At 43.9% G+C, this 21,767-nt stretch carries 16 protein-coding genes; 13 read left to right on the top strand and 3 right to left on the bottom strand.

Features of this window, described 5'->3' with window-relative positions; all coding sequences use genetic code 11:
- Positions 1–139 precede the first annotated feature (139 nt).
- The 3 genes from ACAM39_RS05480 to ACAM39_RS05490 all read left to right on the top strand — a co-directional run bounded on the left by ACAM39_RS05480 (position 140) and on the right by ACAM39_RS05490 (position 6,134).
- Complete coding sequence (locus ACAM39_RS05480; RefSeq protein WP_369628511.1) at positions 140–835, top strand: glutathione S-transferase; 696 nt, start codon at positions 140–142, stop codon at positions 833–835.
- A gap of 280 nt (positions 836–1,115) precedes the next feature.
- The gene (gene aceE, locus ACAM39_RS05485; RefSeq protein WP_369628512.1) at positions 1,116–3,929 is read left to right on the top strand and encodes a pyruvate dehydrogenase (acetyl-transferring), homodimeric type; all 2,814 of its coding nucleotides are present in this window, start codon (positions 1,116–1,118) and stop codon (positions 3,927–3,929) included.
- 84 nt (positions 3,930–4,013) lie between these two features.
- Positions 4,014–6,134: a 2-oxo acid dehydrogenase subunit E2 gene (locus ACAM39_RS05490; RefSeq protein ID WP_369628513.1), complete on the top strand. Its 2,121-nt coding sequence runs from the start codon at positions 4,014–4,016 to the stop codon at positions 6,132–6,134.
- Between the two features lie 112 nt (positions 6,135–6,246).
- Here ACAM39_RS05490 and ppsA read toward each other — a convergent pair whose 3' ends face one another.
- Positions 6,247–8,613, bottom strand: a complete 2,367-nt coding sequence (ppsA, locus tag ACAM39_RS05495) for a phosphoenolpyruvate synthase (RefSeq protein WP_369628514.1) — start codon at positions 8,611–8,613, stop codon at positions 6,247–6,249.
- 470 nt (positions 8,614–9,083) lie between these two features.
- On the opposite strand from ppsA, the gene ppsR reads away from it, so the two are divergent.
- From ppsR to kdsB, 10 genes are all read left to right on the top strand, one after another.
- Positions 9,084–9,968, top strand: coding sequence for a posphoenolpyruvate synthetase regulatory kinase/phosphorylase PpsR (gene ppsR / locus ACAM39_RS05500; protein WP_036596013.1), 885 nt, complete (start codon positions 9,084–9,086; stop codon positions 9,966–9,968).
- 108 nt (positions 9,969–10,076) lie between these two features.
- Positions 10,077–11,756, top strand: a complete 1,680-nt coding sequence (gene sthA, locus ACAM39_RS05505) for a Si-specific NAD(P)(+) transhydrogenase (RefSeq protein WP_472828272.1) — start codon at positions 10,077–10,079, stop codon at positions 11,754–11,756.
- Positions 11,756–12,403: a 16S rRNA (guanine(527)-N(7))-methyltransferase RsmG gene (gene rsmG / locus ACAM39_RS05510; RefSeq protein WP_369628516.1), complete on the top strand. Its 648-nt coding sequence runs from the start codon at positions 11,756–11,758 to the stop codon at positions 12,401–12,403. Before sthA ends, rsmG begins: the two co-directional genes overlap by 1 nt.
- A 101-nt stretch (positions 12,404–12,504) precedes the next feature.
- A complete protein-coding gene (locus tag ACAM39_RS05515; RefSeq protein ID WP_369628517.1) occupies positions 12,505–13,305 on the top strand; it encodes a ParA family protein in 801 nt (266 codons plus the stop codon).
- A 178-nt stretch (positions 13,306–13,483) separates the two neighbouring features.
- Positions 13,484–14,641, top strand: coding sequence for a ParB/RepB/Spo0J family partition protein (locus ACAM39_RS05520; protein WP_369628518.1), 1,158 nt, complete (start codon positions 13,484–13,486; stop codon positions 14,639–14,641).
- Between the two features lie 63 nt (positions 14,642–14,704).
- Positions 14,705–15,328, top strand: coding sequence for a MotA/TolQ/ExbB proton channel family protein (locus ACAM39_RS05525; RefSeq protein WP_369628519.1), 624 nt, complete (start codon positions 14,705–14,707; stop codon positions 15,326–15,328).
- A gap of 30 nt (positions 15,329–15,358) precedes the next feature.
- Positions 15,359–15,814 (top strand): ExbD/TolR family protein, encoded by a 456-nt coding sequence (locus tag ACAM39_RS05530; RefSeq protein WP_204156055.1) that lies wholly within the window; start codon positions 15,359–15,361, stop codon positions 15,812–15,814.
- A 63-nt stretch (positions 15,815–15,877) separates the two neighbouring features.
- The gene (gene msbA, locus ACAM39_RS05535; RefSeq protein WP_369628520.1) at positions 15,878–17,641 is read left to right on the top strand and encodes a lipid A export permease/ATP-binding protein MsbA; all 1,764 of its coding nucleotides are present in this window, start codon (positions 15,878–15,880) and stop codon (positions 17,639–17,641) included.
- A complete protein-coding gene (gene lpxK / locus ACAM39_RS05540) occupies positions 17,641–18,762 on the top strand; it encodes a tetraacyldisaccharide 4'-kinase (protein WP_369628521.1) in 1,122 nt (373 codons plus the stop codon). The genes msbA and lpxK overlap by 1 nt, the downstream gene beginning before the upstream one ends.
- A gap of 21 nt (positions 18,763–18,783) precedes the next feature.
- Complete coding sequence (kdsB, locus tag ACAM39_RS05545) at positions 18,784–19,578, top strand: 3-deoxy-manno-octulosonate cytidylyltransferase (protein ID WP_219331268.1); 795 nt, start codon at positions 18,784–18,786, stop codon at positions 19,576–19,578.
- Between the two features lie 57 nt (positions 19,579–19,635).
- Here the strand turns inward: kdsB and ACAM39_RS05550 are convergent, their stop codons facing one another.
- Positions 19,636–20,637 (bottom strand): LLM class flavin-dependent oxidoreductase, encoded by a 1,002-nt coding sequence (locus tag ACAM39_RS05550; RefSeq protein ID WP_369628522.1) that lies wholly within the window; start codon positions 20,635–20,637, stop codon positions 19,636–19,638.
- 70 nt (positions 20,638–20,707) lie between these two features.
- Positions 20,708–21,634 (bottom strand): LysR substrate-binding domain-containing protein, encoded by a 927-nt coding sequence (locus ACAM39_RS05555; protein WP_248107416.1) that lies wholly within the window; start codon positions 21,632–21,634, stop codon positions 20,708–20,710.
- Between the last annotated feature and the right edge of the window lie 133 nt (positions 21,635–21,767).

Genomic DNA, 21,767 nt, shown 5'->3' on the forward strand with positions numbered 1-21,767 from the left:
AAACCAGCTTATCAATCAATAAGCTGGTTTTTTTTCGCTGAATTCTACAATTTCGCAACAGCCAGTAAGTTTAAAGCCTTATAAAATTTAAAGTTACTTTGTTCCAAAAATCCTATTACATTAGAAGACGAGTATACCCATGTCAAAACTGCATCTACATCACCTTGAAAAATCACGTTCGTTTCGTATTCTTTGGCTATTAGAGGAATTAGAGCTGCCGTATCAGTTGACCAAGTACGAACGCCATCATGGTTTGGCACCCAAATCTTTGCAAAAAATTCACCCGATGGGTAAGGCACCTATCCTGCAAGATAATGAAAAAACGCTGATTGAATCTGCCAATATCATTGAGTATTTGATTGATAACTATGACCAGTTAAGCGACCCGCAAGATGCACATCCAATCTCACAACTGGTGCTGAATAAAAAATTTCGCCCAGATTATGGCAGTGAGGCGTATGAACAGTATCGATATTGGCTGCATTTTACCGAAAGCTCGTTGATGCCCTTGCTTATTATCCGACTAATATTTGCTACCATGATAGAAAAATCACCGATAGGTATCAAGCAAGTGGCAAAATTACTCAAATCAGGGATAGACAAATCTTATCTGAATCATTCACTAACCGAACAGCTCAAGATGTTAGATAAGCATTTGGGGAGTAATGAATGGCTTGCTGGCAACCAATTTAGCGGCGCTGATATACAGCTTGAATTTGGCATAAACGCCATGCAAGAAACCCATAGTTTAGAGGCAAAATACGCCAACATTCACAATTGGTTAAAAAAATGCCAAGCTCGTCCAGCTTATCAAAAAGCAGTTGATAAGTGTTGATGGTTGACTGTCAAGCGATTTAACGCTTTTATCGCTTTACTTTGTCGATAAATTTACTATTGGGTCAGAAAAAACAGTTGTTTTTTTTACCTTTATTTCATAACTAAATACCTATCAAAAATTAGCGAAAATACATAAATATTTTTTTCATGTAAAATATTGCTATCGCTATTTATAACAATGTTTTGTGTCTAATAGTTGAATACTTTGAGTCGTTTACAACCTAGCTCCATTCTAGGTTATTTCCATGGATGGATGCCATTGCCAGAAGGAACGAAAAATGCAATATCAGTATTTTAAAGACCCTGATAGTCAAGAAACCCAAGAATGGCTTGACGCCTTTGATTCGGTGATCAAGTCAGTGGGAAAAAAACGTGCTACTTTTTTACTAAAAGCCATCTATGATAAGGCGGTACAAGAAGGGTTACGCGTTAACCGCCTTGATACCGCTTACATCAATACTATTCCGGTAGAAGATCAGCCCTCGTATCCCGGTGATTTAACCCTAGAGCGTAAAATTCGCGCTATCATTCGTTACAATGCGGTGGCGATGGTGATGCGTGCCAACAAAAATGACGACGACTTAGGTGGTCACTTAGCGACCTTTGCCTCTAGCGCAACGTTATACGAAACAGGTTTTAACCATTTTTGGCGCGCAGCGAGTGAAAGCTTTGGCGGTGATATGATTTATTATCAAGGTCACGGTTCGCCAGGGATGTATGCTCGCTCATTTTTAGAAGGTCGATTGACTGAAGAGCAGCTAACGAATTTTCGCCGTGAAGTAGGGGGCAAGGGGCTATCTAGCTACCCACACCCTTATTTGATGCCTGACTATTGGCAGTTCCCAACCGTGTCGATGGGTTTAGGCCCAATCATGTCAATTTATCATGCGCATGTCCACCAATATCTTGAAAATCGTGGCTTGATTCCAAAAGAAGGTCGCAAAATCTGGGCATTCTTGGGCGATGGTGAAACCGATGAGCCAGAAAGCTTAGGTGCTATCTCACTAGCCGGTCGCGAGAATCTAGAAAATCTGATTTGGGTGATTAACTGTAACTTACAGCGTCTAGATGGTCCGGTACGTGGTAACGGTAAAATCATTCAAGAGCTTGAATCCGTGTTTCGCGGTGCAGGCTGGCGGGTGATTAAAGTCATTTGGGGCGGTAAATGGGATACGCTACTAGACAAAGACCATACAGGCGCGCTCAAATACCGTATGCTTGAGACCCTCGATGGTGAATACCAAGTCTATAAAGCGCGTGATGGTAAATTTGTCCGTGACTATTTCTTTGGTAAATACCCAGAGCTTGCCGAGATGGTCAAAGATTGGACTGACCAAGAAATCCAAAATTTAGACCGTGGTGGCCACGACCCGATGAAGGTGTATGCTGCATTTAGTGAAGCCATGAAAGCCAAAGGTCAGCCGACGGTGATTTTGGTTAAAACCGTCAAAGGTTATGGCTTATCTAACCAAAGCCAAGCAGTCAACAAAACCCACCAAATCAAAAAACTCGAAATTGATTCATTAAAATATTTCCGTGACCGTTTTGATTTGCCATTTACCGATGCGCAGCTTGAAGAATTGCCGTTTTATCGTCCTGATGAAAATTCTGCTGAAATCCAATATCTGAAAGGTCGCCGTCAAGCACTGGGCGGACATTTGCCCAATCGCCGTAGTGGTCATATTCCACTCGATGTCCCAGGGTTAGAGATTTTTGATAAATTACTACAAGGTAGTGCAGGCAAAGAGCAATCTACTACCATGGTATTTGTACGCTTGCTAGCGGCACTGCTAAAAAATAAAGTGCTGCAAGAGCGTGTGGTGCCGATTGTGCCTGATGAAGCCCGTACTTTTGGTCTTGAAGGTATGTTCCGCCAATTGGGTATCTACTCGGCATCGGGCCAAAATTATACCCCTGAAGACCATGAAGCCTTGATGGGTTACAAAGAAGCCAAAGACGGTCACATGCTGGAAGAAGGCATTAATGAAGCGGGTGCGATGAGTACTTGGATTGCGTTAGCGACCAGTTATTCAACCAATGCGTTACCGATGATTCCTTTTTATATCTATTACTCCATGTTTGGTTTCCAACGCGTCGGTGATTTAGTTTGGGCCGCAGGCGATATGCAGGCGCAAGGGTTCTTGCTTGGCGGTACTGCAGGTCGTACCACACTCAATGGCGAAGGCTTACAGCACCAAGATGGTCATCAGTTGATTTTATTTAATACGGTACCAAACTGTGTCACTTATGACCCATGTTATGGTTATGAGCTAGCGGTGATTGTACAAGATGGTCTGCGCCGTATGTATGGTGAAGGCGAACGGGTTTTCTATTATATCACCTTAATGAATGAAAACTATGAGCAACCAGCTATGCCAACAGGGGTCGAAGAAGGCATCAAAAAAGGCATGTACTTGCTCAAAGATAATGGTTCAAAACAAGTGCAATTGCTGGGTTCGGGCGTGATTTTACGTGAGGTTGAAAAAGCCGCGCAAATTCTAGCTGAAGAATTCAACATCAATGCCAACGTGTGGAGTGTCACAAGCTTTAATGAACTCACTCGTGAGGGCATGGCATGTGATGAGTACAATCGTTTGCACCCACTAGATGAACAGCGTACGCCTTGGATTACTGAGCAGCTTGCCCAGCATGAAGGTATTGTAGTCGCCGCCACCGACTATATGCGCATATTCTCTGAACAAATCCGCGCCTACCTACCAGACAGTCGTCCGTATGCCACCTTAGGTACCGATGGTTTTGGTCGTTCGGATAGCCGCAGCCAATTACGTAGTTTCTTTAAAGTGGATGCTGCCCATATTGTGGTAGCAACGCTCAAACTATTGGCAGATGAAGGCGAAGTTGATGCGCGTTTGGTCAAAGATGCCATTAGTAGCCTAGGTATTGATGCCGATGCTTCACCTGCTTGGTATCCTCAAGTACAAATCGACCAATCCCCAGATGCCCCAGCGATTTTAGGCGCGCATCCAAAACCTGTACCAACCTTGGTTGAAGAGGATGATGAAGCGATTTCAGCAGATGGCAAAGCAGAAGATAAAGCCGATGCGCCAATTCTTAACGAAAAACCTGAATAATATCAATTAATAATTGGAAAAAATCAGCCACGTATTAGCGGCTGATTGCCAACTTAGTAAAAATAAAACTTTAAGGATAAACCCATGGAAATCAAAGTTCCCGACTTAGGCGTTGATAGCGCTGAAGTCAGCGAAATTATGGTCAAAGTCGGCGATGTCATCAATGTGGACGATAACATTGTCTTATTAGAGTCTGACAAAGCTTCTGTGGAAGTGCCTGCAACATCAGCAGGGACTATTACAGCAATTAGTCTTCAAATCGGCGATAAGGTCAAAGAAGGTGATGTGATTCTCACCATCGACAGTGCAGGCAATAGCCAATCCAACACTACACCCGTAGAGCAATCTGCGCAACAGACAGACCAACAAGCAGCCCAATCTAACGAAGCTGGAGGAATTAAAGAAACTAAAGAGACTAAAGAGACTAAAGAGGCTAATACGACTTCATCGCAAGCGCCGTCTATGGCTGCGTCAAACCAATCACAGCCCACATCTACATCAGCTGAAGCAACCTATACATTGCCAGATTTGGGTGTCGATACCGCAGAAATTAGTGAGTGGTTGGTCAAAGAAGGTGATACTGTCACTGCTGAACAACCGCTGGTATTGGTCGAATCCGATAAAGCATCGGTCGAAGTACCGGCACCTGTCAGCGGAAAAATTGTCAAATTTTTAGTCAATGCAGGGGATACGGTCACCAATGGTCAAGATTTTATCGTGATGACCTCCCAATTAGCCACGCAACAGCCATTAGCCAGTGACTCATCAGAACAAGCTGCCAGTCAAGCCAATTCAGCCGCAAACCAAAATCAGCCACCTGCTCAAACGGTATCTGCCCCTCAATCATCCACACCCGCTGGTAAACAAACCTTTGGTTTGCCTGATCTTGGGGTAGAGTCGGCACAGATTAGTGAATGGATGGTGAAAGTAGGCGATGAGGTTACAGCAGAACAACCCTTGTTGTTGGTAGAATCCGATAAAGCCTCGGTGGAAGTCCCCTCGCCAGTCGCCGGTAAAGTGGCTGAATTACTGGTTAACGCTGGCGATACCGTCACCAATGGTCAAGACTTTGTTGTGATTGAAGCGGCGGGATCAGTGCAATCTGCATCAAGTTCAGCTTCACAGCCGCAAGCGACCACCCATACTACTCAGCAAGCAGTCGTTAAAACGCAAAATACCGCGTCGACTTCAACTAATAGCGCTACCACGACAGCTAGCCAGTCAAGTTCACAGTCAAAACTGTCTGAAGCGCAAATTAATGCCAAAAACGCCGCAGTTTATGCAGGTCCTGCGGTGCGCAAACTTACCCGCCAATTGGGTGTTGATGTCAGTGAGGTGACTGGTACGGGCGCTAATGGGCGTATTGTCAAAGAAGACGTGTTTGCTTATGTCAAAAATACAATAAAAGCAGTTAGCACGCCCGCAGCAGCAAATAATATATCTGCGCCATCAGCGGCTCGCTCAGGATTACCTAATTTACCCGATATGAGTAAAACGGAAATTTGGGGAGAAATTGAGCGCCAAGATTTGACCCGTCTACAAAAAGTCTCAATTCCGCAGCTTAATTACAATACCTATTTGCCACAAGTCACCCAGTTTGATTTGGCAGATATTACCGATGTAGAAAAATTGCGTGGCGACCTAAAAGATGAGATGAAAAAAGAAGGGGTGAGTCTAACCATTCTGGCTTTCATCATGAAAGTAACTGCTTACGCGCTGATGCAACATCCAAAATTTAACAGCCATTTAAGCGATGACAATACCCAGATTATCATCCGTAAATCTGTGAATTTAGGCTTTGCCGTCGCAACCGAGGATGGTTTGACAGTTCCTGTCATTCAACATGTAGAGCAAAAAGGCATCAAGCAACTAGCGATTGAAATCGGTGAGCTTGCCAAAAAAGCGCGTGATAAAAAACTATCTGCTAAAGAGTTAACCGGCGCGTCATTTACGATTTCAAGTCAAGGCAATCTTGGCGGTACTTACTTTACGCCGCTGGTCAATTGGCCACAAGTTGCGATTCTAGGCGTCAGTGAATCTAGCATTCAGCCACGTTGGAATGAGACTAAAGGCGAGTTTGAGCCACGCTTAATGCTACCGTTGTCATTATCGTATGACCACCGTGTGATCAATGGTGCGGACGCTGCGGTATTTACCCGATATATTGCAAAATTACTAGCAGATCCACGCCGCGTGTTGTTATAAATTGCAGCGTCAAAAGAACCTAGCGTGTTATATCCATGCTAGGTTTTTTTTGACCCTAAAAAATAAAAAAAGCCCTTAGTCAAAACTAAGGGCTTTATTAATGCTAACCAGCTTATTTTTCGGTTTTTGCTAAGAAGAACCAAGTATCTAACACTGAATCAGGGTTCAGTGAAACAGAAGTAATACCTTGTTCCATTAACCACATGGCTAGATCTGGATGGTCAGAAGGGCCCTGTCCACAGATACCGATATACTTGCCTTGTGCGTTACAGGCATCGATAGCCATTTTCAGTAGTTTTTTAACCGCTGGGTCACGTTCATCAAATGATTGAGATACGATACCCGAATCACGGTCAAGACCAAGCGTTAACTGGGTTAAATCGTTTGAGCCGATTGAGAAACCATCGAAGTATTGTAAAAACTCTTCTGCCAACAAGGCATTGGTTGGCAACTCACACATCATGATGACGCGTAAACCGTTTTCACCACGTTTAAGACCATTTTTCTCAAGCAGTTCTAATACCTTACGCGCTTCCTCTGTCGTACGTACGAATGGAATCATGATTTCAACGTTGGTTAAGCCCATTTCATCACGAACGCGTTTTAATGCACGACATTCTAACTCAAAGCAGTCACGGAAGTTTTCTGATACGTAACGGCTGGCACCACGGAAACCGAGCATGGGGTTTTCTTCAGATGGCTCGTATAGTTTACCGCCGATTAAGTTTGCATATTCATTCGATTTAAAGTCAGACATACGTACGATAACTTTCTTATCTTTGAATGCGACGGCTAGGGTTGAAATACCTTCAACCAATTTATCAACGTAGAAATCAATCGGTGAAGCATAACCTGCCATGCGCTCTTGAATCGCTTGTACAATTTCGCGTGGTAGGGTGTTCATGTTAAGCAGTGCCTTTGGATGCACACCAATCATGCGGTTGATGATGAATTCTAAACGCGCCAGACCCACCCCTTCATTAGGGATTTGGGCAAACCCAAATGCGCGGTCAGGGTTACCGACGTTCATCATAATTTTAAATGCCAAGTCTGGCATTGACTCAATTGAGTTGTTTTGGATTTCAAAGTCCAATTGACCTTCGTAAATATAACCGGTATCACCTTCTGCACAAGATACAGTGACGGCTTGACCATCGGTCAATAGGTCAGTGGCGTTACCACAACCCACGATGGCAGGGACGCCCAATTCACGCGCGATAATTGCCGCGTGACAGGTACGACCACCACGGTTAGTGATGATAGCAGCGGCACGTTTCATGACGGGTTCCCAGTCTGGGTCAGTCATATCAGACACAAGGACGTCACCTGGTTGTACTTTATCCATTTCATGGATTGAATTGACCACGCGTACAGTACCTGCGCCGATACGTTGCCCAATTGAACGACCTTCACAGATGACATCGCCTTTTTCTTTAAGGATGTAACGCTCCATGACATTTTGACTTTCACGGCTTTTTACGGTCTCTGGACGCGCTTGCACAATGAACAATTTGCCACTGTCACCATCTTTTGCCCATTCGATATCCATCGCATGACCATAATGTTTTTCGATGATTAATGCTTGTTTGGCAAGTTCAACCAACTCTTCATTGCTCAGTGAAAATTGGTTGCGTTCTGCTTTGTCTACTGGGACTATTTTGACTGATTTGCCAGCTGAGTGCTCGTCCGCATAAACCATTTTTTGTTGTTTGCTACCGAGGTTGCGACGGATTACGGCGGGTTTGCCGGCATTTAATAACGCTTTTGAAATGTAGAATTCGTCAGGGTTCACCGCACCTTGTACGACCATTTCACCCAAGCCATAGCTTGCTGTGATAAATACCACGTCATTAAAACCACTTTCGGTATCAATGGTGAACATCACACCTGAAGTGCCTGTCTCTGAACGTACCATGCGTTGTACGCCAGCTGATAACGCAACACCTGCGTGCTCAAAACCTTTGTGAACGCGGTAAGCGATGGCGCGGTCATTGTATAAAGAAGCAAAGACTTCTTTAATAGCAATCAAGATATTGTCAATACCACGGATATTGAGGAAAGTTTCTTGTTGACCGGCAAATGAGGCGTCTGGTAAATCTTCGGCAGTCGCTGATGAACGAACTGCAACAGCGATGTCCTCGCCTTGGCTCATCTCGGCAAAGGCATCACGGATTTCTTGTTCTAGATCTTTAGGCAACTCTTGCTCGATAATCATGTCACGGATTTTTTTGCCCGTGGCAGTCAATGCCGCAACGTCATCCACATCCAGACCTTGAAGCGCGTCTTTGATTTTGTCTTGAAGACCTGTACCAATTAAGAATTTGTTAAAAGCTTCAGACGTTGTTGCAAAACCACCTGGTACGCTTACCCCTAAATCCGTTAGGTGACTAATCATTTCACCTAATGAAGCGTTTTTACCGCCTACTTTGTCAATGTCGTTTTTGCCTAACTTGTCGAGTGAGATAACTTGTGCGTTCAAGGTGATAACTCCGTGAAATAAAGATTATTTTGGAAAGATTATAACGGTATTTCGCAGAAAATTCATCTTAAAAAATGATTTTCTAGCAAAAAATTTATAATTTTAGAAAAACTGTCAGCCATCAACAATCCAACTAAAATTTTGCTTGGATATCTTTGAGTTTAAGGGGATAAAAAACGTAGATAAGCCTTCAATGACAATAACTGATGGCTAATTAAGGCAAATTAAGCATCGATTTGTTAGATTAAAGCCTACAAGTCACGTATAATAACAAACTCTCGACCTGTAAAACAAATGCCCGTGAGACAAACGATAGTGTCTGCACTGATAAGGACATTAATAGATGACATTGACTGCCAAAAACGCGGTGAATGAATGGGGTTAACCCCTAATGTCAGTAGTGTCAGTTTAAACCAGTGTTAATTTAAAATAGTATGGACGCTTCTTGTCATTTTTTTGGATAATTTTTCATGACCATTGAGCAAATCAAAGCCACGATTCAAAATAAAGACGCCTTAAATTTTGCAAATTCGCAGTCGTTGCGAAGTGTGTTTTTTATCTCCGATGGTACCGCGATTACGTCTGAAACCCTAGGTCGCTCTATTTTAAGTCAATTTCCCACGGTACCATTTGAGACCCGGGTTATTCCTTATGTTGATACCCTTGATCGCGCCGATGAAGCGGTCAATCAAATCAATCTTGCCCACCAACGTGATGGGGTAAAGCCGCTAGTCTTTGATACCATCGTTGACCCTGTGATTCGTGAGCGAATCAACGGTGCAGATGCCTTTAACTTGGATATTTATGAAGGTTTAATTAGTAAAATTGCCGATGAAATCAAAGTACAACCTGCACCGCATACCGGTCATGCCCATGGGGATGTCGATTCTGAGAACTATAAATCGCGTATTGATGCGGTGCATTTTGCTTTAGATAATGATGATGGCGCGCGTACCACCCATTATGATGCGGCAGATATTATTTTGGTTGGGGTGTCACGTTCGGGCAAAACGCCTACTTCTTTATACCTAGCGTTGCAATTCGGTATTCGTGCGGCAAATTATCCGTTGACTGAAGATGATTTATATGAAAATTCGTTGCCCAAAGCGTTAAAGCCCTACCGTGACAAACTGTTTGGTTTGGTGATTGACACCGATCGACTGGTGAAAATTCGTAACGAGCGCCGTGCAGGTAGCCGCTATGCAAGTTACCAGCAATGTCAGCAGGAATTGCGCGCCATTCAAGGTATTTATATTTCTCAAGGGATTCCAAATATTGATGTATCAACAATGTCGATTGAAGAAATCGCGACGCGTATTTTACAAATGACGGGGTTAAAACGTCGAATTGGTTAATGTAATCTCTTAACCTACGGTTGATTTATTGTATTTTATATTCAATTTAAAAATTTTTTATTCATTATCAAGGCTTAAAATATGGGAGCTAATATGCCAAAAAAACGGATGAATGACAAAGTTACTCAAATTCCCGCTACAAACAATGAAAACGAAAACATCTGTGATTCCAATATGCAGTCAATTATTGAGCCCCAAGAAAATATTACCGAAATTTTGGCAAAACCAACCAAAACTGAAATTTCGGATTCTGATAAAAAAGCCAATACCGTCAGTATCAGTGAAGACGACGATAAGGTCAAACATTTTGATGATGCATCGGTGCATTTTGATTTAATTAGCCCGCTGGATAACACCCGTATCAATTTAAAGCGTTATAAGCGTCAAGATGCCGTTAGCCATGCCTATGATTATGATGCTATTGTGATTGGCGCAGGACCTGCGGGCGAAGCGGCAGCGATGAAAATCGCCAAATCTGGGCAAAAAGTTGCCGTGATTGATCCACGCAAACAAGTGGGCGGTAACTGTACACACGTAGGTACGATTCCAAGTAAAGCATTGCGCCAGTCGGTGTTTAATATTATCGGTAATCGCCGCGATCCTATCTTAAACCAGGGCATCGACTATCACCAGATTCCACTTAATAAAGTATTAACCAAAGCGCGCGAAGTGGTGCGTAATCAGGTAGAAACCCATACCCGTTTTTACGAGCGCAATCAAATTGACTTAATCAATGGCTGGGCAAGTTTTAAAGATACCCATACCATTCATGTTGATATGAGTGATGGTACCGAGCAAGACATTACCTTTGAACAAGCCATTATTACCGTGGGTAGCCGTCCTTATCGTCCTGATTTGTTAGATTTTAGCCATCCTCGCGTATTTGATTCCGATAAAATCCTACAAATGGATTATGTAGTACAGCGCATTATTATTTATGGTGCGGGCGTGATTGGCTGTGAATATGCGTCTATTTTTACCGGTCTGGGTTATAAAGTAGATTTGATTAACACCCAAGAGCAGTTGCTTAGCTATCTAGATGATGAGATTTCTGACGCATTGTCGCATGACTTTAGACAATTTGGCGTGTTGATTCGCAACAAAGAAGAAATTGAACGGCTAGAAACTTATGATGACTGCGTGATTTTATACCTAAAAAGTGGTAAACGCATCAAGTCAGATGCTATTTTATGGTCAAACGGTCGCTCAGGTAATACCGACAGTCTCAACCTTGCCGCCATCGGACTCAGCGCAAACAGCCGGGGTCAACTCAAAGTCAATGAGCATTACCAAACCGATATCCCAAATATTTATGCCGCAGGGGATGTCATTGGCTGGCCATCGCTTGCATCGGCGGCTTATGACCAAGGACGCTGCGCCGCTGCTTATATGGTGGGCGATGAAAACGCACAACCTGTTCGCAGTGTGCCAACGGGTATTTATACCATTCCTGAAATTTCAAGCATTGGCAAAAACGAACAAGAATTAACCGCCGAAAAAGTGCCGTATGAAGTCGGTCAAGCCTTCTTCAAACACCTTGCCCGCGCACAAATCATCGGTGAGCGTAGTGGGGTGTTAAAAATACTGTTCCACCGTGAAACCTTAGAGGTTTTGGGTATCCATTGCTATGGCAATCACGCCTCTGAGATTATTCATATCGGACAAGCAGTGATGGAAAGTAAGGGCAGCAATACGCTAGAATACTTTGTCAATACTACCTTTAACTACCCAACGATGGCAGAAGCCTACCGCGTTGCTGCGCTCAATGGTCTTAATCGGGTGTTTTAATGGCGCAGATTAATGTAAAGCTACAACCCCAGTACGTAAAATTAAAGCCGCAGTTGCAACAAGCACTCTCTGAGTTAAAGTTGCAGCTATCGGATGAGCAGCAATTACAGCTACTGTATTATCTACAGCAGCTGTTATTTTGGAATAAAGCGTATAATTTGACCGCTATCAAAGATGACCAACAAGCATTAATCAAACATATCTTTGATAGTTTGTCGATTGTACCATTTTTGCCAGCCGGTGATTTGCTAGATATTGGGACGGGTGCGGGTTTGCCAGCGGTGATGGTGGCTATTTGTCAGCCACAACGTGCGGTGACAGCACTCGATAGTAACCAAAAGAAGATTCGCTTTATCAAGCAAGTCGCCAGTGAATTGGGGTTAAAAAATCTAACACCGGTTGCCAGTCGTATCGAAGCGCATGCAGGGACTTATCAAGTGATTACCTCAAGGGCATTTGCATCGCTGGTGGATTTTGTCACCCATAGTCAAAGCAAATTGGCAGACAATGGTATCATTTGTGCCATGAAGGGGGTTGAACCTGTTGACGAGATTCAAGCCCTTCAAAATGAGTGGCAAATTAACACGCAGGTGTTAACCGTGCCTGAGCTGCATGAATCACGCCATTTGATTTATTTGCAAAGATAAACACCCCATTTCAGCCAGTTTTACCGGTATTAGGGTTTGAAAAACTGGCTGTTTTTGACTACAATTTTTAACCTTTTTATCAACACATTGCGAGACAGTTCATGGATATTTTAGCCATTGCTAATCAAAAAGGTGGGGTGGGCAAAACCACCACCGCGGTTAATTTGGCAAGTGCACTGGCACATCGCCGCAAAAAAGTTTTACTGATTGATTTGGATGCCCAAGGCAATGCGACCACGGCATCAGGGCTAGATAAACGCGAGTTAGAGTACAGTATTGCTGATGTGCTATTGGATGATTTACCAATCCATGAGGCGATTGTCAAAACCCCGAATGGGTTTGATATTGTCGGTGCCAACAATGAATTGTCAGGCAGTGATTTGCATTTAAGTCAAAAGCCTGAAAATCATGCAATTTTGTCAAAAGCCATGCAGCAGCTCGCTGATATGCCTGCCAAAAACGGCCGCGCAACGAAACCGTATGATTTTATCGTGATTGACTGCGCGCCGAGTTTAAGTTTACTTACCGTCAATGCAATGTGTGCCACATCAGGGGTGATTATCCCGATGCAATGTGAATATTTTGCATTGGAAGGATTGGCGGATTTATCGCAAACCATTGAGCGTTTGAAGTTGCTAAACCCAAACTTGCATATCCGCGGTGTGTTAAGAACCATGTTTGACCCGCGCAACACCTTGGCAAATGACGTCTCTATGGAGTTGATTGAGCATTTTGGTCCGATTTTATTTAACACCATTATTCCTCGTAATATTCGTCTAGCAGAAGCCCCTGCGCACGGCATTCCTGCGCTTGATTATGAGATGAATTCAAAAGGCTCACAAGCGTATATTCGCCTTGCCAATGAAATTATCAAGCAAAGTCGCCAATTCCAACTTGCCTAAAGTAAGCTGGTTAGGCACTTTCTTTGTTAACTTGTTGGCGAGTGCGCACTGGCAAAAGCAATGAAAATATTTTTCAAGCTATGGCGAATCTGCTAAAATAGCCAGTTCAAAAATGGCGGCATTGGTTTAATTTTTTATCAGTCATTTTTAACTATTTAATGGCATTGGGAATTTCAACATGGTTAAAAAGCGTGGATTGGCATCAAATCGAGGACTTGATGCGTTACTCGGCTCAATCAAAACAGAAAAATTGATTACCGGTAATCTAATCGATGCGCATGTTCAAGCCGCTGTCGACGACGCGAAAAGCGCTGAAACACCAGATGTCAAGTCAACCGATGATGGACAAAACATCTTGGATGACGAATCAGCCAAAGCTCGCGACACTAGAGCCATAGCTAAAAAATCGCCTACATCGGCGGTAACCCCCAAACCATTTACCCCAAAATATCCCAAAACACCAACGTCAAATACCCATACGGCATATAACGATGCCAATGATAATAGTAGTGATAATAGTAATGTGGCTGGGTTAAATTTGATGCATATCAACGTCACGTATTTGCAGCGTGGCAAGTATCAGCCGCGCATTGATTTGGACGAAGATGCCTTGCAAGAGTTGGCAACGTCTATCAAGCAGCATGGCGTGATGCAGCCTATTGTGATTCGACCCTTAGCCAAAGTATTGCCCAATTCCCCGATTACCCATGAAATTATCGCGGGTGAACGTCGCTGGCGTGCGGCGCAAATTGCAGGTTTAACTCATATACCCGCCATCATGCGCCCCATGTCAGATGACTTGGCAATCGCTTTGGCATTGATTGAAAACATCCAACGGGAAGATTTGAGTGTCATGGAACAGGCTGCCGCATTGCAGCGTTTTCATGATGAATTTGGCATGAGTCACTCGCAAATTGCCGATGTGGTGGGTAAGGCGAGAACAACGGTTTCTAATTTGCTGCGTTTGAACCAATTACATGACGATGTCAAACAAGCGTTAAATGAAGGGCAAATGGATATGGGGCATGCCAGGGCATTATTGGCGCTGTCACCCAAACAGCAGCCGGTTATCGCCAAAAAAATTATACAGGGTCAATTGACCGTTCGTCAGACTGAAGCGTTAGTTAAAGACATTTTAAATCCAAAAGCGCCGACACAAAGCCAAGAAATTGATTATGATAGGCTGCGACTGAACCAACATCTCTCTGAACAACTCGGTGCCGTGGTAAAAATCAAAGGCTCCTCAAAAGGCAAGGGCAGTATTGAGATATTTTTTCACAATGAAGAGGAATTACAAGCTTTGATTGTGCAGTTTCAGTCGCAACTTGCGCATTAATCTTGCGCATTAGATTGGTTTTCTCAATTTATTAGTCATTGACAGGCAAAGGCAGTATAACGGATGTGGGAATTAGTTAAAGCAGGCGGTTGGTTGATGTGGCCCATTGTCCTATGTTCGATTTTGATGTTGATTATCATCATTGAGCGCGCGATAAAACTTAAAGCCAGTACAGTGACACCCGCCCATCTGCGTGAACAATTGATGCAGCGGCTGATTGAGCAGGGCGATATTGATCGTGAATCGCTTGAGAATGTCAAACTCAATTCGCCTTTGGGTGATATCCTCGCTTCTGGACTCATGAATCGCCAGCATGGGATTGATTCAATGACCATGCATATGGAAAACCGCGCCAGTATCGCCATTCACCAATTAGAAAAACATATCAATATGTTGGGCACCATCGGTGCTATCGCGCCATTGCTGGGGCTTTTAGGTACTGTACTGGGGATTATTTCATCATTCTTAGCCATTACTGAAGGCGCAATGCAAGATCCGACCATGCTGGCAGCTGGCGTATCGCAAGCGCTGATTACCACAGCAGGGGGCATGCTGGTTGCGATACCTGCGGTGATAGCGTACCGTATTTTTCAGCGCCGTATCATTGATATCAATGCCGCGTTTGAACAAGAAGCGGGTTTGATGATGCAAGAATTACTGGACAATGGTCTAATCACGCCTCGTTAATGGCGTATAGCTGTGTAAAAGAGTCAACCCATGCGATTTCGTAAACCCACGGTCGAACCCTTAGAAATCAATCTGACCCCAATGATTGATTGCTTGCTGTTTTTGATTGTTTTTCTACTGCTGTCGACCACCTTTAACCATTTTAGTAAACTCAATATCATTTTGCCGCAAGCAGAAGGCGTACCGATTACCGAGAAAAGCAAACGCATTGAAATCGCGGTGCAAAAAGATGGTAGCTATTTGGTCAATGGCATTGCTTTATCTGGTAATGGCGAAGCTGAATTGAAGGCGATGATTCGTCAAGAAGCAGGTGAAGACCGAAAGCAGCTATTTGTTATCTCTGCCGATGCCGATGCCAGTCACCAATCGGTGGTTAAGGTGATGGATATAGCAGGTAAAATGGGCTTTATGAATTTAAATATCAGTACTGTGATGCCTGCCACTTCGCTCGATAGTAATATTGCCCCAGCGCCAGATGCCAAATAATTTTTATTGTTCAATTTACTGATACAATAGCTGTTAAGTCCTTCTTTTATATATTGAGATGCCATGACCGTTTCAAAACCTTCCAATGCTCACCCACGTTGGCAGACCTATCGAAGATTGCTAGGTTATCTCAAGCCGTATTGGTGGGCGATGACGCTAGTCGTCATTGGCTTCACCTTAAATGCAGGCACCGAAGTGGGCATTGCCAAACTGGTCAAATTCATTATTGATGCGATTAATGATCGTGATCAAGCGCATATCAATCTTTTTCCAGCTTTAATCGTATTATTGTTTGTACTGCGCGGACTTAGCTCATTTTTGGGTAATTACTTTAGCGCGGTGATTTCACGAAATGTCGTCTATCAGCTGCGTATGCAAGTGTTTTCAAAATTGCTCAGATTACCTAGCCAATTTTATCTCAACCACAATGCCGGTCAGATTTCTGCAAAATTAATCTTTGATGTCGAGCAGGTGACTGCGGCGGGTACCGATACGCTCAAAACCTTGTTACGCGATGGTTTGACCGTGATTGGGTTGTTGGCGTTTTTACTTTACAGTAATTGGAAATTAAGCCTGTCGTTGTTTGTGGTATTGCCGCCGATTTTATTGTTGGTTGGCAAAGCCAGTAAACGCTTTCGCAAGCTGTCGCGCGGTATTCAAAAATCCATGGGTGAAGTCAGTCATATTACCAATGAAGTCATCACAGGCTACCAAGTGGTCAAAAATTATGGCGGTCAACAAAATGAGCTGACGCGGTTTAATAACGCCTCTTTAACCAATCTTAAACAAGGGCTAAAGGTGGTGGTGACCAATAGTATCAATACCCCATTAATTCAATTATTGATGGCGTGCGCGATGGCGGTGGTGGTATGGATTGCATTAAGACCCAACGTATTAGGCGATACCACCGCAGGCGAGTTTATTGCCTATATCAGCGCGGCAGGGCTACTGAGTAAACCCGTGCGCTCGTTGACCGATATTAATCAAGGCTTGCAAAAAGGTTTGGCGGCGGCGGATTCTATATTTGAGATGCTCGATGAAGCCGAAGAAAAAGACACAGGCAAGGTTGAAAAAGCCCTGACCGGTAAAATAGTACTTAACAACCTAAGCGTCACTTTTGAGGATGGCAAACAAGCGCTCAACAACGTAAATTTGGTGGTCAATCCCGGTGAAACGGTGGCGTTAATCGGTCGAAGTGGCGCCGGTAAAACTACTCTAGTCAACTGTCTGATGCGCGCGCTAGAGCCCACAAAGGGCAATATTTATCTTGACGATGTCGCTATCGAAGATTTGACATTACATTCACTGCGTAGTCAGATTGCGAGCGTCAACCAACAAGTGGTGCTGTTTGATACCTCTATCCACAACAATATCGCCTATGGCGAATTATCTAACCGAACCTCGGAGCAAGTGATTGATGCCGCAAAATCAGCCTTTGCGCACGATTTTATCATGCAATTGCCGCAGGGTTACCAATCAGAAATTGGTTCACAGGGTCTGCAGTTATCTGGCGGACAACGCCAACGCTTATCCATTGCACGTGCCCTGCTAAAAGATGCGCCTATCTTGATTTTGGATGAAGCCACCAGCGCGCTAGATAACGAATCAGAATTTTATATCCAAAAAGCGCTGGAACGTGTCATGCATGGCAGAACCACCATCGTTATCGCGCACCGATTAACCACTATCCAAAATGCCGATAAAATCGTGGTCATGGATAAAGGTGAAATTATTGAAGTCGGTACCCACGACAGTTTGCTAGCGGCGCAAGGTACGTATGCCAAGCTGTATGAGCGTCATTTTGAAGAGGACATATTGTCAAGCTAATGCAACAGACACTACTACAGGCGTGGCGCAACAAATCTCTCTGGCTATGGTTGTTATTGCCCGTGTCTTGGTTGTATGGATTGGTTTTTTGGCTCAATAAAAATATTTATCGATTAGGGCTAAAACCAGTTTATTATCCCAACGTGCCCGTCATTGTAGTGGGCAATATCACGGTTGGCGGTAGCGGTAAGACGCCGCTAATCATTGCCGTGGTAACTTACCTGCAGCAAAAAGGGCTGACAGTCGGCGTCATCAGTCGTGGCTATGGTGGACAAGCCAAGCTGATGCCTTGTATCGTGACAGCAAATTCAAAGCCCAGTGAGGTTGGTGATGAGCCGTGTCTGATTGTGCAGCGTACAGGCGTGCCAATGGCAGTCTGTCCAAACCGGGCTCAAGCAATTGAGTTATTGCTTGAGCAATTCCCAAGCATTCAACTTATTTTGGCGGATGATGGACTGCAACATTTTGCCTTGGATAGGGATGAAAACTGGATTGTCGTCGATGCCGATCGCGGCTTTGGTAACCGCCAGCTATTGCCCACAGGCTTTCTGCGCGAACCGATTAAACGCCTGTATCAGCCCAATACCACCGTCATATTTCATCAAAGTGATTGGCAGGATACTCAGGCTTTAACCCATTTTTCAAATAGCCTAAGCAAAAATTATCATAGCATATCACCCGATATTCGTATGCGTTTGCTACAAAAACCGCTAGTACCTTTATTTAAAGCGCCTTTATTTAAAACCTATTCGCAAAATAGCTTACCTGCCCAACAAGTGATTGCCATGACGGGGATTGGTTTGCCGCAGCGTTTTTTTAATAGCCTAAGCCAATTAGGATTTGACATCATACCGATGCCACTAAATGACCATCACACTTATAGTTTGCAAGATTTTGCCAACTTGCCAAAGTTACCGATTATCGTCACTGATAAGGATGCGGTCAAATTGCGTATTTTGTTCGCCCAAGATCATGAAAAAAATGACATTGTAACAACCATATGGGTGTTACCGGTAGAAGCTGAGTTATCACCCGCCTTTTATGGGTTAATCGACCGACAAATTGGTGAATTGGTTGCCCTTGCTGACAATGCTAACAATGCTAACAATGCTGACAATTAAAAAACTTGTAGGAAATACAATATGTTAAAACATTTGGTCATACCAGCCCGTCTAAAAAGTACTCGACTACCCAACAAACCGCTGTTAGAAATTCATGGCAAACCGATGATTCTATGGGTGATTGATCGTGCCAATGCGGTGAAATCGGCGGGAATTGCCGATGATATTTTTGTGGCAACCGATGACGATAACATCGCTAAACTGTGTCAAGACTATGGGGCAGCTGTCATCATGACTGACCCCAATCATGCGTCTGGCACTGATAGGCTTGCTGAAGTAGCTAGGCTTCAGCAGTGGTCAACTGAAGATATCGTGATTAATATGCAAGGCGACGAACCACTCGTGCCTGCAGGACTTATCAAACAAGTGACTGAGCTCCTGCTACAAAAAAAAGATTGCGTGATGGCGACTTTGGCTGAACCCATCCAAAGCGTTGAAGAGTTTTTACGGCCATCGGTAGTCAAAGTCGTCAAAAATGCCCATAAGGAAGCCTTGTATTTTAGCCGAGCGCCGATTCCTTGCGATCGCCATACAGCATTGTTGACCGAACAGCCAATAAGTGGGGAAAATAGCGCGCCAAAAAACGCTTATCGACACCTAGGCATCTATGCTTATCGGGTCAGTTTGCTACAACAATTTAGTGTCTGGCAGCAAGGCGAGCTAGAGCAGTTTGAATCATTGGAACAATTGCGTATTTTGGAGCAAGGCATGCGTATCGCCATTGATATTGCTTCAGAATTGTTGCCGCCCGGTGTAGACACGCAAGAGGATTTGGATCGGCTCAATAAGATGTCATTATCAGAATTATTGAAATAATAAAAAAGCCCAAGATTAACTTGGGCTTTTTTGTGGTTTTTGCTTTTGTGATGTTGATTAGCTGTTTAAGCTAAATGAATCAAGCGCTTTCACCAAAGATAAGGAGTTGAGGCGGGCTTGTTGGTCATAAATATTACAAGTGACAATCAATTCATCAGGGCGGATAGTCTCAAGAAAATGGTCAAGTTTTGGTTTGACACTGTCAGGTGTACCGACAAACGAAATTGCCAACGATGATTCAACCATGTACTTCTCTGCAGATGTCCAAAAAGCATCAATATTCTCAATCGGTTTTGGCATTTGTGAGGGTTTACCGCGGCGCAAATTAACAAAACTTTGCTGCGCTGAGGTGAATTGGTAAGCGGCTTCCTCATCGGTATCGGCCAATAGCAAGTTACTTGCTACCATCACATAAGGCTGTTGCAAGTAGGCAGAAGGCTTGAAATTCTCACGGTACAATGTCACCGCTTGCGATAACATCTGCGGCGCAAAATGAGACGCAAACACATAAGGCAAGCCTAATGCAGCAGCAAGACTGGCACCAAATAAAGACGACCCTAAAATCCAGACAGGCACATTTAAGCCATTAGCCGGCATGGCAGTCACTGTCTGACCATCGAGCGGGTCAAAATAATGCATCAGTTCTTGCACATCTTGCGGGAAGTTTTCGGCATCATTCATAGTGCGGCGCAAGGCACGGAAGGTTGCTCCATCCGTACCAGGGGCACGGCCGACGCCAAGATCGATACGTTCGCCATACAAAGTGGCTAACGTACCAAACTGTTCTGCGACCACTAACGGCGCATGGTTAGGCAACATGATACCACCCGAGCCAATTCGAATCGTTGAGGTGTGAGCGCCAATGTGAGCTAGCAACACACTGGTTGCAGTACTGGCAATGCCGCGCATGTTATGGTGCTCAGCCAGCCAATAGCGGTTAAAACCTACTTGTTCGGCAGTTTGGGCAACAGTCACCGCTTGCTTAAGCGCGTTTTTGGCGTCACTGCCTTCAGGTACAGGAACAAGGTCTAAAAATGAAATAGGGATTTGTTTGGTCATCTTTGTCACCATTGTAGTCATCATAAAAAGAATAGTAGTCTCTTTATAATGGCGAATCCAAAAAAATCAATCACCCAAATTGTTGCTGACAAATATCAATGAAAGCTTTGCCAAAATTACGGATATCGCCATCGGCACGGGTGGCTATCCATGTCACATGTTTTCCAAAAATTTTCGTTGGAATTTTGACAAGATTGCGATAATTCTGACCTTCAAATGCCATTTCAGCAATCGTGCCCACGCCCATACCAATACCGACATAGGTGCTAATCACATCGGCATCCAAAGCAGTAAGTACAATATTAGGGGTCAGCTGTGCCGCGCTAAAGGCTCTATCAATCGCACCACGACCCGTAAAACCGCCGTGATAAGTGATAATCGGATAATTTGCTAAGGTTTGGATATCAATTTCAGTGCGATTTTCAAGCTCATGACCCACGGGCACAATCACATGATGATACCAATCATAATAGCGAATACAGTGTAGATTATCATGCGCAAGCAGCGATTCAGTTGCGATGCCAATATCGGCTTGACCTTGTGCCACCATATTGGCAATCGACTCGGGGTCAGCTTGATGTAAAATCAGATGGACATTGGGAAATTGTTGTTTAAAGCGCTGTATTACCCAAGGCAACACATAACGTGCTTGGGTATGCGTCGTGGCAATTGACAACTCACCCTGATGGGGATTTTGAAAATCTAAAGTTAAATTTTCAATCGACCGTACTTCTACAAATATTTTCTCAATATGCGGTAGTAGCAGCTCACCGATAGGGGATAGACCCACCAATCGCTTACCCTGCCGCACAAAAACTTCTGCCCGAAGCTGACTTTCGAGCGCGGCAATATGCTTACTAAGACTGGATTGACTGGTGTGTAATACTTTGGCAGCTTGGCTCAGATTGTAATTATTAATCACAGTCTGCCAAACGGTTTCAAGCTGTTTGAGTTGGATTTGTAAATAACGTTGATTGATGACAACATTGATTGCCATAAAATGACCTTAATAAAAAAAACGAATAAAAAAACGAAATAAAATGCTCGCTATAGGAGCTTGGTTGAACTTAAAAATTAACAAAACTAGGCATTACCGCCATACGTGTGTTGGACACTGCGCCTGCCATGCT

Origin of the sequence: Moraxella sp. K02, assembly GCF_041154755.1 — a bacterium.
Taxonomy (GTDB): domain Bacteria; phylum Pseudomonadota; class Gammaproteobacteria; order Pseudomonadales; family Moraxellaceae; genus Faucicola.

Coding starts and splice junctions, on each gene's coding strand:
- ACAM39_RS05480 (WP_369628511.1), top strand. CDS start 140: ATGTCAAAACTGCATCTACATCACCTTGAAAAATCACGTTCGTTTCGT.
- aceE (WP_369628512.1), top strand. CDS start 1,116: ATGCAATATCAGTATTTTAAAGACCCTGATAGTCAAGAAACCCAAGAA.
- ACAM39_RS05490 (WP_369628513.1), top strand. CDS start 4,014: ATGGAAATCAAAGTTCCCGACTTAGGCGTTGATAGCGCTGAAGTCAGC.
- ppsR (WP_036596013.1), top strand. CDS start 9,084: ATGACCATTGAGCAAATCAAAGCCACGATTCAAAATAAAGACGCCTTA.
- sthA (WP_472828272.1), top strand. CDS start 10,077: ATGAATGACAAAGTTACTCAAATTCCCGCTACAAACAATGAAAACGAA.
- rsmG (WP_369628516.1), top strand. CDS start 11,756: ATGGCGCAGATTAATGTAAAGCTACAACCCCAGTACGTAAAATTAAAG.
- ACAM39_RS05515 (WP_369628517.1), top strand. CDS start 12,505: ATGGATATTTTAGCCATTGCTAATCAAAAAGGTGGGGTGGGCAAAACC.
- ACAM39_RS05520 (WP_369628518.1), top strand. CDS start 13,484: ATGGTTAAAAAGCGTGGATTGGCATCAAATCGAGGACTTGATGCGTTA.
- ACAM39_RS05525 (WP_369628519.1), top strand. CDS start 14,705: ATGTGGGAATTAGTTAAAGCAGGCGGTTGGTTGATGTGGCCCATTGTC.
- ACAM39_RS05530 (WP_204156055.1), top strand. CDS start 15,359: ATGCGATTTCGTAAACCCACGGTCGAACCCTTAGAAATCAATCTGACC.
- msbA (WP_369628520.1), top strand. CDS start 15,878: ATGACCGTTTCAAAACCTTCCAATGCTCACCCACGTTGGCAGACCTAT.
- lpxK (WP_369628521.1), top strand. CDS start 17,641: ATGCAACAGACACTACTACAGGCGTGGCGCAACAAATCTCTCTGGCTA.
- kdsB (WP_219331268.1), top strand. CDS start 18,784: ATGTTAAAACATTTGGTCATACCAGCCCGTCTAAAAAGTACTCGACTA.
- ACAM39_RS05550 (WP_369628522.1), bottom strand. CDS start 20,637: ATGACCAAACAAATCCCTATTTCATTTTTAGACCTTGTTCCTGTACCT.
- ACAM39_RS05555 (WP_248107416.1), bottom strand. CDS start 21,634: ATGGCAATCAATGTTGTCATCAATCAACGTTATTTACAAATCCAACTC.